This is a genomic window from Pseudomonas sp. B20 (genome assembly GCF_020515755.1).
Classification (GTDB): Bacteria; Pseudomonadota; Gammaproteobacteria; order Pseudomonadales; family Pseudomonadaceae; genus Aquipseudomonas; species Aquipseudomonas syringae.
Genome location: NZ_JAHPJG010000019.1, coordinates 133,707 through 150,383 on the forward strand (window position 1 = coordinate 133,707; position 16,677 = coordinate 150,383).

Annotated in this window: 17 protein-coding genes and 1 pseudogene; 12 read left to right on the top strand and 6 right to left on the bottom strand. The window is 57.1% G+C overall.

All coding sequences use genetic code 11. The features are described 5' to 3' along the window. The 3 genes from LIX91_RS18915 to gpmI all read right to left on the bottom strand — a co-directional run bounded on the left by LIX91_RS18915 (nt 1) and on the right by gpmI (nt 4,383). Nucleotides 1-1,338 (bottom strand): S41 family peptidase, encoded by a 1,338-nt coding sequence (locus LIX91_RS18915; protein ID WP_003413541.1) that lies wholly within the window; start codon nt 1,336-1,338, stop codon nt 1-3. Nucleotides 1,339-1,371: 33 nt separating this feature from the next. Further along, nucleotides 1,372-2,697 carry a murein hydrolase activator EnvC family protein gene (locus LIX91_RS18920; RefSeq protein ID WP_044312436.1) on the bottom strand — a complete coding sequence of 442 codons (1,326 nt, stop codon included), beginning with the start codon at nt 2,695-2,697 and terminating at the stop codon, nt 1,372-1,374. Nucleotides 2,698-2,850: 153 nt separating this feature from the next. After that, on the bottom strand, nt 2,851-4,383 hold the full coding sequence (gene gpmI, locus LIX91_RS18925; protein ID WP_226488957.1) for a 2,3-bisphosphoglycerate-independent phosphoglycerate mutase: 1,533 nt from the start codon (nt 4,381-4,383) through the stop codon (nt 2,851-2,853). Between the two features lie 156 nt (nt 4,384-4,539). Here gpmI and LIX91_RS18930 point away from each other — a divergent pair, with 156 nt between their 5' ends. From LIX91_RS18930 to secB, 3 genes are read left to right on the top strand one after another with little or no spacing between them, the layout of a single operon-like run. Continuing rightward, nucleotides 4,540-4,953, top strand: a complete 414-nt coding sequence (locus tag LIX91_RS18930; protein ID WP_003318290.1) for a rhodanese-like domain-containing protein — start codon at nt 4,540-4,542, stop codon at nt 4,951-4,953. A 2-nt stretch (nt 4,954-4,955) separates the two neighbouring features. Further along, complete coding sequence (gene grxC, locus LIX91_RS18935) at nt 4,956-5,207, top strand: glutaredoxin 3 (protein ID WP_002551467.1); 252 nt, start codon at nt 4,956-4,958, stop codon at nt 5,205-5,207. Nucleotides 5,208-5,247: 40 nt separating this feature from the next. Next, the gene (gene secB / locus LIX91_RS18940) at nt 5,248-5,736 is read left to right on the top strand and encodes a protein-export chaperone SecB (protein ID WP_003372189.1); all 489 of its coding nucleotides are present in this window, start codon (nt 5,248-5,250) and stop codon (nt 5,734-5,736) included. Nucleotides 5,737-5,797: 61 nt separating this feature from the next. Here secB and trmL read toward each other — a convergent pair whose 3' ends face one another. Next, nucleotides 5,798-6,253, bottom strand: coding sequence for a tRNA (uridine(34)/cytosine(34)/5-carboxymethylaminomethyluridine(34)-2'-O)-methyltransferase TrmL (gene trmL / locus LIX91_RS18945; RefSeq protein ID WP_002551469.1), 456 nt, complete (start codon nt 6,251-6,253; stop codon nt 5,798-5,800). Between trmL and LIX91_RS18950 the strand changes: the two genes are divergently transcribed. The 8 genes from LIX91_RS18950 to LIX91_RS18985 all read left to right on the top strand — a co-directional run bounded on the left by LIX91_RS18950 (nt 6,252) and on the right by LIX91_RS18985 (nt 14,358). After that, the gene (locus LIX91_RS18950; protein ID WP_226488958.1) at nt 6,252-6,692 is read left to right on the top strand and encodes a hypothetical protein; all 441 of its coding nucleotides are present in this window, start codon (nt 6,252-6,254) and stop codon (nt 6,690-6,692) included. The two genes, trmL and LIX91_RS18950, sit on opposite strands and share 2 nt — an antisense overlap. Before the next feature lie 1,021 nt (nt 6,693-7,713). After that, nucleotides 7,714-9,072, top strand: coding sequence for an OprD family porin (locus tag LIX91_RS18955; RefSeq protein WP_003342199.1), 1,359 nt, complete (start codon nt 7,714-7,716; stop codon nt 9,070-9,072). Nucleotides 9,073-9,241: 169 nt separating this feature from the next. Beyond that, complete coding sequence (locus tag LIX91_RS18960) at nt 9,242-9,880, top strand: peroxiredoxin (protein WP_003318285.1); 639 nt, start codon at nt 9,242-9,244, stop codon at nt 9,878-9,880. Between the two features lie 350 nt (nt 9,881-10,230). Beyond that, nucleotides 10,231-11,196: a sulfonate ABC transporter substrate-binding protein gene (locus LIX91_RS18965; protein WP_003420212.1), complete on the top strand. Its 966-nt coding sequence runs from the start codon at nt 10,231-10,233 to the stop codon at nt 11,194-11,196. Nucleotides 11,197-11,224: 28 nt separating this feature from the next. After that, a complete protein-coding gene (gene ssuC / locus LIX91_RS18970) occupies nt 11,225-12,022 on the top strand; it encodes an aliphatic sulfonate ABC transporter permease SsuC (protein WP_100073438.1) in 798 nt (265 codons plus the stop codon). Further along, nucleotides 12,019-12,831, top strand: coding sequence for an aliphatic sulfonates ABC transporter ATP-binding protein (ssuB, locus tag LIX91_RS18975; RefSeq protein ID WP_054092642.1), 813 nt, complete (start codon nt 12,019-12,021; stop codon nt 12,829-12,831). Before ssuC ends, ssuB begins: the two co-directional genes overlap by 4 nt. Before the next feature lie 26 nt (nt 12,832-12,857). Next, nucleotides 12,858-13,073, top strand: a complete 216-nt coding sequence (locus LIX91_RS18980; protein WP_002555770.1) for a molybdopterin-binding protein — start codon at nt 12,858-12,860, stop codon at nt 13,071-13,073. 133 nt (nt 13,074-13,206) lie between these two features. After that, nucleotides 13,207-14,358, top strand: a complete 1,152-nt coding sequence (locus LIX91_RS18985; RefSeq protein WP_226488959.1) for an RHS repeat-associated core domain-containing protein — start codon at nt 13,207-13,209, stop codon at nt 14,356-14,358. Here the strand turns inward: LIX91_RS18985 and LIX91_RS18990 are convergent. Next, nucleotides 14,355-14,497: pseudogene (locus LIX91_RS18990) on the bottom strand (TetR/AcrR family transcriptional regulator); the annotation flags it as partial. The gene LIX91_RS18985 and the pseudogene LIX91_RS18990 overlap by 4 nt on opposite strands. A gap of 180 nt (nt 14,498-14,677) precedes the next feature. On the opposite strand from LIX91_RS18990, the gene LIX91_RS18995 reads away from it, so the two are divergent. Next, a complete protein-coding gene (locus LIX91_RS18995; RefSeq protein WP_226488960.1) occupies nt 14,678-15,760 on the top strand; it encodes an RHS repeat-associated core domain-containing protein in 1,083 nt (360 codons plus the stop codon). Nucleotides 15,761-15,790: 30 nt separating this feature from the next. Here the strand turns inward: LIX91_RS18995 and LIX91_RS19000 are convergent, their stop codons facing one another. Continuing rightward, on the bottom strand, nt 15,791-16,435 hold the full coding sequence (locus tag LIX91_RS19000) for a TetR/AcrR family transcriptional regulator (RefSeq protein ID WP_226488961.1): 645 nt from the start codon (nt 16,433-16,435) through the stop codon (nt 15,791-15,793). Between the last annotated feature and the right edge of the window lie 242 nt (nt 16,436-16,677).

Consider the following 16,677-nt stretch of genomic DNA (forward strand, 5'->3'; position numbering starts at 1 on the left):
TCAATTGCCGCGGGTGATACTCAGCCCCTTCAGCAGGCTGAGCGCCTGGCTGAGCTGGAAGTCGTCATCCTGCGGACGCGCCTTGGCGGCTGCGCCACTCTTGACGGTCGGTTTGTCCGCGCCGCCGTTGCCATTGCCCAGGTGACCCAGCAGGTCGGCTTCCTTGTAGTTCTCGCCGTCCGCTTCGTTGGTGACCTTGGCCCGACGTACCACGATGTCCGGGTTGATGCCCTGGGCCTGGATCGAGCGGCCGTTCGGCGTGTAGTACAAGGCGGTGGTGATCTTCAGGGCGCGATCGTTGTTCAGCGGCAGAACGGTCTGCACCGAGCCTTTGCCGAAGGTGTCAGTGCCCATCAGGATGCCGCGTTTCTGGTCTTGCAGGGCGCCGGCAACGATTTCCGATGCCGAGGCGCTGCCGCCGTTGATCAGCACCACCAGTGGCACGCCTTCGCTGGCGTCTGCCGGGTCTGCCGAGAAGCGCAATTCGGAGTTGGCGATGCGGCCTTTGGTGTAGACGATCAGACCCTTGGTGAGGAAGTGATCCGCCACCTGCACCGCCGATTGCAGCACGCCGCCCGGGTTGTTGCGCAGGTCGAGAATCAGGCCGCTCATCTTCTTGCCGTTGTCCTTGCGGAATTTGGCCAGCGCCTTGCCGACTTCGTCACCGGTCTTGACCTGAAACTGGGTGATGCGGATGTAGCCGTAGCCATTTTCCAGCATCTGCGCCTTGACGCTCTTGACCTGAATGGTTGCCCGCGCCAGGGTCACGTCAAACGGCGTGCCGCCATCGCGGACCAGCGTCAGGGTGATCTTTTCGCCGATCTTGCCGCGCATCTTGTCGACCGCTTCCTGCATGTTCTGGCCCTGGGTCGGCGTACCGTTGATCTTCACGATCAGGTCGCCTGCCTCGATGCCAGCCTTGGAAGCCGGTGTGTCGTCGATGGGTGAAACCACCTTGACGAAACCGTCCTCGACGCCGACTTCGATGCCCAGCCCACCGAACTCGCCGCTGGTGCTTTCCTGCAGCTCCTGGAAATCTTCCGGGCCGAGGTAGGCAGAGTGCGGATCAAGGTTGCTGAGCATGCCTTTGATGGCGTTCTCCAGCAGGGTCTTGTCGTCGACCGGCTCCACGTAGGCCGCCTTGACCCGGTCCATGACCTCGGCAAAGGTGCGCAACTCATCGAGCGGCAGCGGTGGCTTTGCGGTGGCATTGGTTTTGGCGGGCGAGACTGCTGCAGGCGTGGCTGGCGCGGTCTTTTCGGCAGCTTGCGCCAAAGGCGCGCCGATAACGATGGCAATTGCCAGGGCCAGCGAGGTGAGGCGGGACAAATGCAGCATGTCTAACGAACTCCTACAGATATTGACGCCGACTTATCCTTGAGTGCGGCACCATTGGGCCGGATCGCTGGGGCGACCCTGCTGACGAATAGCAAAGTACAACGCTGCCGTGTCCTGACCGCCACTATTGCCGACCGTGGAAATCGCTTCACCGGCTTTTACAATGTCACCTGCCGACTTGAGCAGGCTCTGGTTGTGCCCGTAAAGGGTCAGATAACCGTTGCCATGGTCGAGAATGACCAGAAGCCCGGCACCGCGCAACCAGTCGGCGAACACCACTCGTCCGCCATGCACGGCACGTACCTGGCTTCCGGCTGCGGCGCTGATCATGACGCCGTCCCATTTGGTACGTTCGTCATCACCGCGGGCTTCACCGAAACGCGCAAGCAGTCGACCATCGATAGGCCACGGAAGTTTTCCCTTGGCCTGTGCAAAAGGTCCGCCATAGGAAACACCGGCACTGGAAACGACTGCGCCGGGGGCTTTGACCGGGCGACGCGGTGCCGGTTCATCATCGCTTTTGCTACTGCTGTTGCTGCTGTTATTGCGGGCGACGGCTTCAGCTTCGCGCTGACGCTTTTCTTCTGCCTCGCGGGCGGCAACCAGCGCCTTCTGGCGAGCTTCTTCGGCTTCACGTGCCTGGCGGGCCAGGGTTTCTTCGATGGTCTTGAGGACTTTGGCCAGATCGGCCTGATCCTGCTGACGGGCCTGCATTTTCTGATCGCGTGCCTTGTAGTCCTGATTCAGCTTGGCCAGCGCCTGCTGACGTTCCTGGCGAACCTTGGCCAGCTCTTCGCTCTGGCTGTCCAGGTTGCTCTTCTGCACCAGCAGTTGGGCCTGTTGCAGGTCGATGTCTTTTTCGACGTTGGCCAGCTGGCGCAGGGTTTCATTGAAATTGCGTAGCTGCTCCAGACGCGCCTGGCTCAGGTAATCGTAATACGTGAGGGTTCGGGCGAACTTCTCGGGGTGTTGCTGGTTGAGCAGCAGCTTGAGGTACTCCTGACGGCCACTCTGGTAGGCGGCGCGGGCCTGGATGGCAATCAGGCGTTGCTGTTCAACGCGGGCGCTGTTCAGTTTCTTTTTTTCACTGTCGAGCTTTTGCAGCTCGGTTTCGGTCTTTTTTAGTTCCTTTTGCAGGACCTCGACCTGCTTTTCCAACTTGCCCATTTCGGTTTCAGTGGTGCGCAGGTCCTTCTGGACACCTGCACGTTCTTCCTGAAGCTTGCCCAGGACTTTTTGCAGCTCTGCCACATCCTGACGCGCAGCATCTATCTGTTTTTGGGTTTGCACACGCTCGTCTTCGGCAAACGCCGGATTGAGCAGGCAGATCAGAGCAAGGGCAATCAAGGCGCGAAGCATGTGGGTGGGCGATACCGAGGAATTGTGAGAAAAAATGTCAGGCCTAGTATGCCCGCCATGCGCTGCAAAAAAAACGCCTCGCAGCCACTGCTTTGAGGCCTGAAACATAAAAAACCGGCCTTGCCTGATGGCTAAAGGCCGGTTTTGACCGAGTTATTCGGTCACGAGGATCGAGTGACCGGTCATTTCCTGCGGTTTCTCCATGCCCAGCAGATGCAGCATGGTCGGCGCGACATCGGCCAGAACCCCGCCCTGGCGAACTTTCAGCTGACGTTTGCCGACATAAACGAACGGCACCGGCTCGGAGGTATGCGCGGTGTGCGCTTGCCCGGTGTGGTCGTCAGTCATCTGCTCGACGTTGCCGTGGTCAGCGGTGATCAGCGCCTCACCGCCGACTTTCTCCAGCGCCTCGGTGATGCGCCCGACACACACGTCCAGGCATTCCACAGCCTTGATCGCGGCTTCCATGATCCCGCTGTGGCCAACCATGTCGCCGTTGGCGTAGTTGACGACGATCACGTCATAACGCTGATGTTCGATGGCATCGACAATCTTGTCGGTCACTTCCGGTGCGCTCATTTCCGGCTGCAGGTCGTAGGTGGCGACTTTCGGCGACGGGATCAAAATGCGCTCTTCACCCGGGAACGGTTCTTCACGTCCGCCGGAGAAGAAGAAGGTGACGTGGGCGTATTTTTCGGTTTCGGCAATGCGCAGCTGGGTCTTGCCGTTGTCCGCCAGGTACTCGCCCAGCACGTTTTTCAGGCTGCCCGCAGCAAAAGCGGACGGCGCAGGGATGCTGGCCGCGTACTGGGTCAGCATCACGTAGTTGACCTTCGGCTGACGGGCGCGCTCGAAGTCCTTGAAATCGTCTTCGACGAACACGCGGGTCAGTTCACGGGCGCGGTCGGCGCGGAAGTTCATGAACACCACTGCGTCGCCATCTTCCACGCGGGCAGCTTCGCCAATGCGGGTGGCTTTGACGAACTCGTCGTTCTCGTCGCGTGCGTAGGCGGCTTCGAGCCCGGCAACGGCGCTGTCTGCGTGGAAATCGGCGGTGCTGTCGACGATCAGGTTATAGGCGGAGGAAACCCGGTCCCAGCGGTTATCACGGTCCATGGCGAAGTAACGGCCGACGATCGTGGCGGTGCGGCCCTTGCCCAGGCGGGCGAAGGTTGCGTCCATCAGCTCAAGGGATTTCTTCGCGCTGCGCGGTGGCGTGTCGCGGCCATCGAGGAAGGCGTGCAGGTAGATTTTTTCTGCACCGCGTTTGACCGCCAGTTCCGCCATCGCCACCAGATGGTCCTGGTGGCTGTGCACGCCGCCATCGGAGAGCAGGCCCATGATGTGCACGGCCTTGCCGGCGCCGACAGCTTTATCCACAGCGGCGCAGATGGTCGGGTTCTCGAAGAACTCGCCATCGCGAATCGCTTTGGTCACCCGAGTGAAGTCCTGATACACCACGCGCCCGGCACCCAGGTTCATGTGCCCGACCTCGGAGTTGCCCATCTGCCCGTCCGGCAGACCGACGTCCATGCCCGACCCGGAAATCAGGCCATTGGGCATGGTTTGGTAGAGACGATCCATGACGGGCATCTTCGCGGCCAGAATGGCATTGCCCTTGTGGCTTTCGCTGTGTCCGAAGCCATCCAGGATGATAAGAACCAGAGGTTTTGGCGTGGCAGTCATAGAACCCACTCGATGCTGATTGGATAAAGAGATGAACAAAGTACAAGGGAACGGCATTTTAAGGACAAGTTCAAACGGCGTCACTGCCGTACGGACTTTGGCCGACCTTGGCTGCTGTGTATACTGGCCGACATTTTAACGCCCTGGAACCTACTGATGGTTGCTCACCTGCTTGAATTCGCCACTAACCACTATTTGATCACCGGTGCCTTCGTCATTCTGCTGGGACTGCTGATTGCTTACGAAATGAGCAAGGGCGGCGCCAGCCTGAGCACTCGCGAGCTGACCGCGCTGGTCAACAGCGATCAGGGCGTGGTCATCGACGTGCGCTCGAAAAAGGATTACACCGCAGGGCACATCGTCGGCTCCCTGAATTTCCCGCAGGACAAGGTACTGACCCGTACCGCCGAACTGGAGAAATACAAGGACAAGACGTTGATCATAGTCGATGCAATGGGGCAGCATGCTGGCACCACCGCCCGCGAGCTGCTCAAGTCCGGCTTCAAGGCGGCCAAGCTGTCCGGCGGTATTTCCAGCTGGCGCGGCGATAACCTTCCTCTGGTGAAGTGAACATGGCTCAAGTCATCGTCTATTCCAGCGACTACTGCCCGTATTGCATACGTGCCAAACAGCTTCTGCAGAGCAAGAGCGTGGCCTTCGAGGAAATCCGGGTCGACGGCAAGCCGCAGCTGCGTGCCGAAATGACCAAGAAGGCCGGTCGTACTTCCGTACCGCAAATCTGGATCGGCTCGACCCACGTGGGCGGCTGCGATGACCTGTTCGCTCTGGAGCGTGCCGGCAAGCTCGATGCGCTGCTGGCCTGATACCCCTTAATCTTTCAGCCTAATCTGACAAGGATCCGAGATGACCGATCAACCGAACAACGACGCCGTTGCCAACGAAGAAAACGGCCCACAATTCTCCCTGCAGCGTATCTACGTTCGCGACCTGTCGTTCGAAGCGCCAAAAAGCCCGGCGATCTTTCGCCAGGAGTGGACGCCGACCGTCAGCCTGGACCTCAACACCCGTCAGAAGCAGCTGGAAGGCGATTTCTACGAAGTCGTACTGACCCTGTCCGTGACCGTCAACAATGGCGACGAAGTTGCCTTTATCGTTGAAGTGCAACAGGCCGGTATCTTCCTGATCAAGGGCCTGGACGACGGCGCAATGAGCCACACCCTCGGCGCATTCTGCCCGAACATTCTGTTCCCTTACGCTCGCGAAGCCATCGACAACCTGGTCGTACGTGGCTCGTTCCCTGCGCTGATGCTGGCTCCGGTGAACTTCGACGCCCTGTACGCGCAAGAGCTGCAGCGCATGCAGGAAGCTGGCGAAACGCCGACTGTTCAGTAAGCGTTACCGCTGCAAACAAAAAGCGCCTTTCGGGGCGCTTTTTTGTGCATGGCCGCTCGGTCTAGGCAAACCCGTGCTGACGCCATGCTTCATAGACAGCCACGGCCACCGTGTTGGACAGGTTCAAGCTGCGGCAGCCTTCACGCATGGGCAGTCGCAGGCGATGCTCGCTGCTCAGCGAGTCGAGAATATCGGCGGGCAGGCCACGGCTTTCCGGACCGAACAGAAAGGCATCGCCTGGCTCAAAGCTCGCATCATGAAAAGGCCGAGAGCCTTTGGTGGTGAAGGCGAACAATCTCGGGTTGCCTATCTTCTCCAGACAGCTTGCCAGGTCAGCATGTGTCTGCAGCGTGGCATACTCGTGATAATCGAGCCCGGCACGGCGCAGGCGCTTGTCGTCCAGCTCGAAACCCAAGGGTTCGATCAAATGCAGGGTGCAGCCACTGTTGGCGCATAGCCTGATGACATTGCCGGTATTCGGCGGAATTTCTGGTTGAAAAAGGATGACGTGAAACATGCACGGCTCCGAACGAAAGGACGGGATGCATTCTACCCTTGAAGAGGACCCGAGACCGAAGCTATGGCCGCGTGTTCTTGGTTCCATGGCGATTGTCGGGTTTACCGTGGGCACCATTATCGGCCGCCTGCAGCAGCCTGACCCGGTCGAGCTGGAACAGATCGAAGAATTGCCTGCCGGTCTGGCGCTCTGGTTCAACGAAGAACCGAAGTATCGGGGTGCGACAGTCGATGGTGCAGTAGTGCTCAACGTCGATGCGTCAGGACAGCCGTGGACGGGCCAACTGAGGTTCGACAACCGGGTTGCGCGCTGGAATGTGGAACGAGGGGAGAAGGGGTTGGTGCTGACGCTCCTCGCAGCCCGTCCACTTCATGGCGACTGGCGCACTGAGAAGGTGGACGGGCGCTGGAGACTGGAGGTCAGTCTCCGGGAGGAATAAAAGAGGGGAATCCCCGGCCTGCCTGTACCAAGGTCCCCAAAACTGGTGATGTAATACCTATTGCAGGTGGCGTGCCAGTTTTCAAATCGTCTCAGAAAAAGCGTGTCCGCGTGTGAAGCGTATCCTCTCTGTGTGATGCCATGCTTTATTTGTGCAGCGCATAACTCTTTGAATTATAAATATTTATACATGTTCTTCGTGTGCCGAAGGTGATTTGGCTATAGAGCGGAGCCGTGGTGTCGCGTCGCTCATCCCTCATAACGCAGTACATGTTCCAGCTTTCCGGTTTTCAGGAGCGCACTCAATTTGCGCACCACGGGGGTGCAGAAACCCATACTGATGCACTCATTCATTCGAACTCGATGATGGATCGTCCCCGTCTCGTGCATAAATGAGCCGTTTGCGCATTGGCCAATCGGCTGGCTGTTAAGGCGCCGGACACCAGAATTGCCTTTTTGTTCACGTGGGCTACAGTGAAGGACGGGTCTGAAGGCCGAAAATCGCATGAAAATGGCCCAAAAAGGCAAAGTGAAAAAAAATTTTTGTGCTTGAACAGGGCGCGCCATCAAAGTGATGACAACTGTCACATTTACTGACTAATCTCTCCGAAGTTCCCGTAATACAAGGCTTTCGCCAGTTTTGCATCAGCGCTCTGCTGGCGGAGATCGAGACCGGTGAAGGTGCATTTTTCCGGTCGGGCGCACGAAAATGAAAGATCTGACGAACGGTACCAAAATAAATTTTGGGAAATGGGTAGTTAGGTCGATACACTCCGTGACGTCTTTGCTGACACGAGTTGTGACATATGACTGGATGTTCTCAAGATTCCAGCAATGGTTTCTTCAGCGCATAAAAAGCATTGCACAGACGTGTTGCCAGCGACAAAAGCGGTCTAGTCAAAAGTCAGGGCGAACAGAATCCATTGATCTCGGATCGGGACTGTCGCCTATCGCTAATCCGTGGGTCAGGGCCAAGCCCGGCACCATGGATATAAAAAATTAGATTCACGAGGAGCGTAGTAATGAAGAAGTCCACCCTGGCTTTGGCCGTCACCGTTGGTGTATTGGCTCAGCAGGCCAGCGCAGCTGGTTTCCTGGAAGACAGTAAAGCGTCCGTCAGTTCTCGTACCCTGTATTTTGACAACGATTTCCGCGAAGGCACTACCCACAACAACCGTGAGACGGCCACTGGCCTGAAATTCGACTACCTGTCGGGCTTCACTCAGGGTACTGTCGGTTTTGGTCTGGACGTCCAGGGATTGGTCGGTGTTCACCTTGATGGCGGCCGTGGCAACCACGGTCCTGCAGCGAACGGCGGCATTCTGCCTACCGACAGCGACGGTTCTGCTGTCAGCGAGTGGAGCCGTCTGGGCGCCAACGGCAAGGTACGCTTCTCGAAAACCGAGCTGAAAGTCGGTAACGCATTGGCACCTAACCTGCCAATTCTGGTCAGCAACGATGGTCGTCTTCTGCCTCAGGCTTTCCAGGGCGGCATCCTGACTTCCAAGGATCTGGACAACGTCACCTTCACTGCCGGTCAGCTGAACAAATCCATCGGCCGTGCTTCGAGCAACTGGACTGACCTGTCCATTGCCGGCGCTTCCGAGACTGCCGATCAGTTCCGCTTCGCCGGTGCTGACTGGAAAGTCACCAAAGACCTGACCCTGCAGTACTACTACGCAAACCTGGAAGACTTCTACAAGCAGCACTTCCTCGGTTTGGTACACGTTTACCAAATCGATGCCAACCAGTCCTTCAAGACTGACCTGCGTTATTTCAACAGCAGCTCTGACGGCAAAAACAGCGACGCAGCAACCGGCTACCGTTTCAACAACAACAACGGTTATGCCAAGAACGCTGGCGAAGTGGATAACTCCACCTGGTCCGCCATGTTCACCTACGCCCTGGGCGGCCATGCGTTCATGGTTGGCCATCAGCAGATTGGCGATGACGGCGGCATGGTTTTCCTGAACCAGGGCAACGTCACCAAGAACGGCACCAGCACTTCGAGTCTTGAAGGCAACGGCGGTTCGAGCTTCTACCTGTTCACTGACTCGATGATCAACGGCTTCAACCGCGCGGGTGAAAACACCACGTTCGGTCAGTACTCGTATGACTTCGCCAAGGTGGGTGTTCCAGGCCTGAAAGCAGCCATCGCTTACCTGCACGCAGACGACATTCGTGATCGCACTACCGGTAAAGAAGAATACTCCGAGTGGGAAACCGACATGCGTGTTGACTACGTGATCCAGAGCGGTCCGATGAAAGGTTTCGGCACCACCCTGCGTCACGGTACTTACCGTGCCGATGGCGACCTGAACAACTCGACCAACACCGATCAAACCCGTCTGATCTTCAACTACACCTACAACTTCATGTAAGTGTATTGAGGCTTGAAGGAACCCCGCCCCGTGCGGGGTTTCTTTTGCCTGTTTTTTGATATTTCCAAAAGGTCTATAAGGCGCATTATTTATTCTTTTTAACTTCTCTCGACAGGGCGCACAGTAGTGCTATACCAAGGCCTACCCGATACAGACAAGGAGCAACACCATGACACTGCGACTTGGCGACATCGCCCCTGATTTCGAACAGGAATCCAGTGAGGGGCGTATACGTTTTCATGAATGGCTCGGTGACAGCTGGGGTGTGTTGTTTTCTCATCCGGCTGACTTCACGCCGGTGTGCACCACAGAGCTAGGCTTCACTGCCAAATTAAAAGACGAGTTCGCCAAGCGCGGCGTGAAAGCCATTGCGCTGTCGGTGGACCCGGTCGATTCGCACATCAAGTGGATCGACGACATCAACACCACGCAAAACACCCTGGTCAACTTCCCGATTCTGGCCGATGCCGACCGCAAGGTTTCCGACCTGTACGACCTGATTCATCCCAATGCCAACGACACGCTGACTGTGCGCTCGCTGTTCGTGATCGATCCGAACAAGAAGGTGCGTCTGACGATTACCTATCCGGCCAGCACCGGGCGCAACTTCCACGAAATATTGCGGGTCATCGACTCCTTGCAACTGACCGACAATTACAAAGTTGCCACGCCCGCCAACTGGGTGGACGGTGATGACGTAGTGATCGTGCCGTCGATCAAGGACGAAGCCGAGATCAAGCAGCGCTTTCCCAAGGGCTACAAAGCAGTCACGCCTTATCTACGCCTGACACCACAGCCAAACCGCTGATTTCCGATCTACCAGGCGTGGGGTTATTCGGGCCGATTTATCGGCCCTTTTTTATTGTTCCCTGCCGCTTGCTGCGTCGCTGGATCAACCGCGGACGCAGAGCATGGGCACGATAGTTGAGATTATCGTTCCTCACGCTCCAGCGTAGGAATGCATGTCGTAACGCTCTGCGTCACAGGTCGCCAACGTGCAAACCTGGGCACTTCTCTTATATTCATTTATGGAATAACTAAATGAATAAATAAGATTTATAGATATAAAAAAGGGCTGTTAATGTCGTGCCTATTCCCACCTTGCTCGTTCCTCAGCGGTCGAGCAGGGGGCCACTCCAAATAGGTAAAGGAGCGCATATGCGCACTGTCATTTTGCGTCGAAGCCTTGCCGCGCTGTTTGCTGCTGCAGTCGCTCTTGGTGCGGTCACTCAGGCCCAGGCGGAAGATCTGCGCATCGGTTACCAGAAATACGGCACGCTGGTGCTGCTCAAGGCCAAGGGCTCGCTGGAAAAGCGTCTGGCCGAGCAGGGCGTTAAAGTCCAGTGGACCGAGTTCCCCGGTGGCCCTCAGTTGCTTGAAGGCCTGAACGTCGGCTCCATTGACTTCGGCGTAACAGGCGAAACGCCGCCGGTCTTCGCTCAGGCCGCAGGCGCGGACCTGCTGTATGTCGCCTACGAGCCGCCAGCGCCGACCAGCGAAGCCATCCTGGTCCCTAAAGACTCGCCGATTACTTCGGTCAAAGACCTGAAGGGCAAGAAAGTCGTCCTCAATAAAGGCTCGAACGTCCATTACCTGCTGGTCAAGGCGCTGGAAGATGCGGGTCTGAAATACACCGATATCCAGACCGTCTTCCTGCCTCCGGCCGATGCGCGTGCCGCTTTCGAGCGCGGCAGCGTGGATGCCTGGGTCATCTGGGACCCCTACCAGGCCGCTGCTGAAAAGCAATTGCAGGCGCGGACCTTGAAAGACGGCACCGGCATTGTCGACAACCATCAGTTCTATCTCGCCACCAAGCCATACGCGCAGAAAAACCCCAAGGTGATTCAGGCGCTGGTCGAGGAGGTTCGTGCGGTGGGCGAGTGGTCCAAGGCCAACCCCGATGAAGTGACCCAACAGGTCGCGCCGTTGCTGGGGCTGCCTGCCGACATCACCCTGACTTCGGTGAAGCGTCAGGGCTACGGCGCGCAGTTCCTTACCCCGCCGGTGGTGGCGGCACAGCAGAAAATCGCTGACACCTTCTACCAGCTCAAGCTGATTCCAAAGCCGCTCAGCATTGCTGATGTGGTCTGGACACCTCCTGCTGCTGTTGCTCAAGCACAGTGATCGTCAGGCCCTTCGAGGAGACAACTCCATGAGCCTCAGTGCTTCGCAACGCATCGTTCACCGACTGGCGCCCTGGGCACTTCCAGTGCTGTTGTTGGCAGTCTGGCAGCTGTCAGTCAGCGCCGGATGGTTATCCACACGCATTCTGCCCGCGCCCAGTGCTGTCATCGAGGCGGGGATAAACCTGGTCGCCAGCGGCGAAATCTGGACGCACCTGGCGATCAGCGGCTGGCGCGCCGGGATCGGTTTCGCCATTGGCGGCGGCATCGGTCTTGCGCTGGGCTTTATCACCGGCCTGAGCAAATGGGGTGAGCGTCTGCTGGACAGCTCGGTGCAGATGATCCGCAACGTGCCGCACCTGGCGCTGATCCCGCTGGTCATCCTGTGGTTCGGCATCGATGAGACCGCCAAGATATTCCTGGTCGCACTGGGCACCTTGTTCCCGATTTACCTGAACACCTACCACGGCATCCGTAACATCGATCCGGCGCTGGTAGAAATGTCCCGCAGCTATGGCCTGTCAGGTTTCAGCCTGTTCCGTCACGTGATCCTGCCGGGGGCCATGCCTTCGATTCTGGTCGGTGTGCGCTTTGCACTGGGCTTTATGTGGCTGACGCTGATCGTCGCGGAAACCATTTCCGCCAGCTCCGGCATCGGCTACCTGGCGATGAATGCGCGGGAATTTCTGCAAACCGACGTCGTGGTGCTGGCCATCGTGCTGTACGCCGTACTCGGCAAGCTGGCCGATCTGGCGGCGCGAGGCCTGGAACGTATCTGCCTGCGCTGGCACCCGGCCTATCAAGTGAGCAAAGGCGGTGCCGTATGACCAGTCTGAAACAGCAACCTCCACACTTGCTGCGTGGCATCCCGCTGGCGGTACGCAAGCTGAAAAAAGCGTTCGGCGCCCGCGAAGTGCTCAAGGACATCGACCTGCACATTCCGGCCGGTCAGTTCGTCGCCATCGTCGGCCGCAGCGGTTGCGGCAAAAGCACCCTGTTGCGCCTGCTCGCCGGCCTCGACAAACCAACGCAAGGCCAGCTGCTTGCCGGCTCTGCACCATTGGACGATGCCCGCGAAGACACGCGATTGATGTTTCAGGAGGCGCGCTTGCTGCCCTGGAAAAAGATCATCGACAACGTCGGCCTTGGCCTGAGCGGCGACTGGCGGACGCAGGCCCTTGAAGCGCTTGAGGCCGTCGGCCTCGCCGAGCGCGCCAATGAATGGCCTGCCGCATTGTCCGGCGGCCAGAAGCAGCGCGTTGCCCTGGCTCGCGCGCTGATTCACAAGCCGCGCCTGCTGTTGCTCGATGAGCCGTTGGGCGCGCTGGATGCCCTGACCCGGATCGAAATGCAGCAACTGATCGAAAAACTGTGGGGCCAGTATGGTTTCACGGTGTTGCTGGTCACCCACGACGTCAGCGAGGCCGTTGCCATTGCTGACCGGGTGATCCTGATCGAAGAAGGGCAGATCGGTCTCGATCTGCTGGTCGACCTGCCACGTCCGCGTGTTCGTGGTTCGCATCGCCTTGCGGCGCTCGAGGCCGAAGTGCTCAACCGCGTGCTGGCCCTGCCGGGTTCGCCGCCTGACCCGGAACCGTTTTCGCCACTGCCTACGCAATTGCGCTGGGCAAATTAACCCTGATCCCCAAAGGAAGACATGCCATGACTATCAAAGCCATCAACGTTCGCAACCAGTTCAAAGGCACCATCAAGGAAATCGTCCACGGCGACGTACTGTCGGAAATCGACGTACAGACCGCATCGGGCGTCGTGACCTCGGTCATCACCACCCGCTCGGTCAAAGAGCTGGAGCTGGTCGTCGGTAGCGAAGTCATCGCCTTCGTGAAGTCCACTGAAGTCTCCATCGCCAAGCTGTAAACGATGGGCAAAAAACACCTCGGACGGTCCTGACCCTCCGGGGTTTTTTGCTGTTTACCTAGCAGTTATGCGAGGTAGGCGACGTATCGGTTTTGCCGGATGATGAAGACTGGTTCTATGTGAAACAACTGCCATGACCTCTCTCGACCAGACAGTGCTATGCACGTATCGCTACGACCCGTTGGACCGGCTGGCTTCCAGCTCGCCGGTTGGGCAGACGGATGTGCAGCGCTTCTATCAAAAGAACCGCCTGGCAACCGAGATTGAGGGCGCGCTGCAGCGTACGGTCTTTCAGCATGAAGACCTGTTGTTGGCTCAGCAGCGGCATGTTGATGGTGTGGTGAACACGATGCTGCTTGCGACTGATCAGCAACGTTCTGTTCTGCGGCTTGTGGATAAGTCTGGAATTGAGCCTGTGGCGTACAGCGCCTATGGTCATCACCCGGCTGAAAGTGGCTTGACCAGCTTGCTGGGTTTCAATGGCGAGCGGCGTGATCCGGTGACCGGGCATTATCTGCTGGGGAATGGGTATCGGGCTTATAACCCGGTGTTGATGCGGTTCAACAGTCCCGACAGTTTGAGTCCGTTTGATGAGGGCGGGTTGAATGCGTATGGGTATTGTGGGGGGGATCCGGTGGGGTTTGTGGATGAGACGGGGCATGCACCAATAGGTCTACTTTTGGCGGCATACATACCCAAAAGGCCATTTTTAAAGATAAACTATGGTAGGCGGGCTATTGATAGTATATCCGAGGGAAAGTTTAAAGGCATTACTACACCAGTATCATCCAGCATAGAGGCGCCGTCTTTACCAGATGCTTATGCGTCAGCTCCTTTACTCAGTCAGGGCTCCTCATCATTAGCCGAGATCTCTTCAGCTAAGCGCGCGACCTCTGTCGGAAAAAGGGCAACTCGTGATCCAGGTGTTGCTAATGATTTAATATCTGTGAGTAGGGAGGGTATGTTGCAAAAGATGTCTGACAATAACTATCGAGAGAGCATAAGAGGCTGGATTGAGACGAAAGCTAGTGTGCGTGTGCCTGAATTGCGTAGGTCTGCGGCCAACAGATTGGATCTACATAATCTCAAGATTAGAGCGGCTTCACTAGGTGTGGATTTTTATGGGAAAAAACTTTTAGATAAGCCCGGGGATAAGTTGAGCATGAGGTCTTTGACAAAATATAAGGCTAGGTTAAAAGAGTATGAGGGAAGGAAGGCGCGTTATGAAAGCGCCTTAATTAAGAGATTCAATCCCCCAGTCAAGTCAGGTGTAAGGAGTGATTAGGTGAAGTCGCTTTGATTGCTCTTCACCGAAAATACCGGCAAATACAACCTAAATAAGCATCAAACACCCGCATCCCTTCCTCGGCCATGCGTGGTGTGATCTCGTCATGTAACTGAACCGACCGCGCATACACCCGATCCTCCCAGTCCCATCGCCGCCTACATCATTCTGCAATGCAGACAGCTTGAGGCGGCGATCAAAGACCTTAAGCACGGTGCCTTCAAGCTCGAAGCCGAGCGTTTACCTAGCATTTATGCGAGGTAGGCGGCATGTAGGTTTTGCCGGATGCTGAAGACTGGTTCTATGTGAAACAACTGCCATGACCTCCCTCGCCCCGATAGTGCTGTGCACGTATCGCTACGACCCGCTGGACCGTCTGGCTTCGAGCTCGCCTTTGGGGCAGGCTGATGTTCAGCGCTTCTATCAAAAGAACCGTTTGGCAACCGAGATTGAGGGCGCGCTGCAGCGTACGGTCTTTCAGCATGAAGACCTGTTATTGGCTCAGCTGCGGTATGCCGATGGCGTAGTGGACACGAAGCTGCTTGCGACGGATCAGCAACGTTCTGTCCTGCGGTTTGTGGATAAGTCTGGAATTGAGCCTTTGGCGTACAGCGCCTATGGTCATCACCCGGCGGAAAGCGGGTTGACCAGCCTGCTGGGTTTTAATGGCGAGCGGCGAGATCCGGTGACCGGGCATTATCTGCTGGGGAATGGGTATCGGGCTTACAACCCGGTGTTGATGAGGTTCAACAGTCCCGACAGTTTGAGTCCATTTGATGAGGGCGGGTTGAATGCGTATGGGTATTCTGAAGGAGACCCGGTGGGGTTTAGAGATCCGTCGGGGCATGCGCCATATAACGTGCTACTTAGACGGGTACTAAAAAACGCATACTTGAAATCAAAAGGAGGGAGAAAACAAATTTCTCGCGGTTTTTTGAGCACGCGGGACAAATACTCAAAAGCGCATCGTTCAATGGAGAACAGGCCTTTGCCAGCATCACCCCCTGCATCAACGAACACTGCTTCATCCCCTCCGCCATCTATGACCTCAGCTCTGCAAGTTTCTGATAAAGGTAGGCCGTCGGTCGCCTTTCCAGACATGAGTTGGGAGTATAGGGCGAGAAAGACTAAGGAGTTTCATACTCCAATTGACACGGCTGCACCCGCGGATTTTTATAAGGCCAAAACCCTTTTGGATTTGCACAATAAAAGACGGGTAGACGTCGAAAAGTTCATCTGTTTTCATAATGCCAGACGGGCTGTTAGCACTGAGAATTCTATAGCGGCTGGTCCATCGCAGTTTTATAAAGCTATTAGGGAGAGAGATATTAATAATTTTAAATTATACGCGGCTGATATGTATAGGATACACCGTAAGGCTATACGTAAACAGCATAAATAACAGTGTTGCACTCAGTCTCTACAACCTCGGTCACTGCAGTGGTGATATTTTTCTCTTCACCAAAAACACCGGCAAATACAACCCCAGATAAGCATCAAACACCCGCATCCCTTCCTCAGCCATGCGCGGTGTAATCTCGTCATGCAACTGCACCGACCGCGCATACACCCGATCCCCCAGTTCCATGGCCAGCGCAAACACGTCGACATCGTCCGGCAGTGCGGGCAGCTGGAAGTGGCGGTCAAACACTTCAAGCATCAAGTGACCCAGTTCAATGTCGTGCTGGCGGTCGGCCTGGTTGATTTCGGTCAGGCCGTGCTGGGCGAGGATCAATTGGCGGGCGGCGGCGTCGGCATTGTAGATGGCCAGCATGCGCAGCTCGACGATGCGTGACAGGTCGCGCCAGGTGGTGAGCTGCCCGTGATCGATGGGGGCCTGCAGCGACGCGCGAAAGGCGGCGTGGATGTCGGCGGTCAGGGCTTCAAGCAGCGCGGGGACGCTGGCGAAGAAGTGGTACACCGACGAGGGCGGAATGCCGGCTCGCTCGGCGACGCTGTAGATCGACAGGCTGGCCACTCCTTGTTCGGCAAGCAGCGTGCGGGCGGCGTCGAGAATCGAATCGATTCTGGCCTGGCTGCGTGCTTGAGGTTTGCGAGGCGTGGCGGCGCGTGTCATGGGCGTGGCTCTTGGTTGGGCTGCGGGCATTGTAAGGGATTACAACGGGATGAACCGCTGTCGTTGCCAAACGAACCGCATTCCCACGCTGGAGCGTGCGGAACGATAAGCGTGCGGCCAAACGATTATCCCACAGTGGTCTTACTTACTGCATCACTCCACGGAGCGCCTGCCACACGCACTCCCACAGTGGTCTTGCTTACTGCATTCAATCGGCGGAGCGCCTGCCACACGCACTCCCT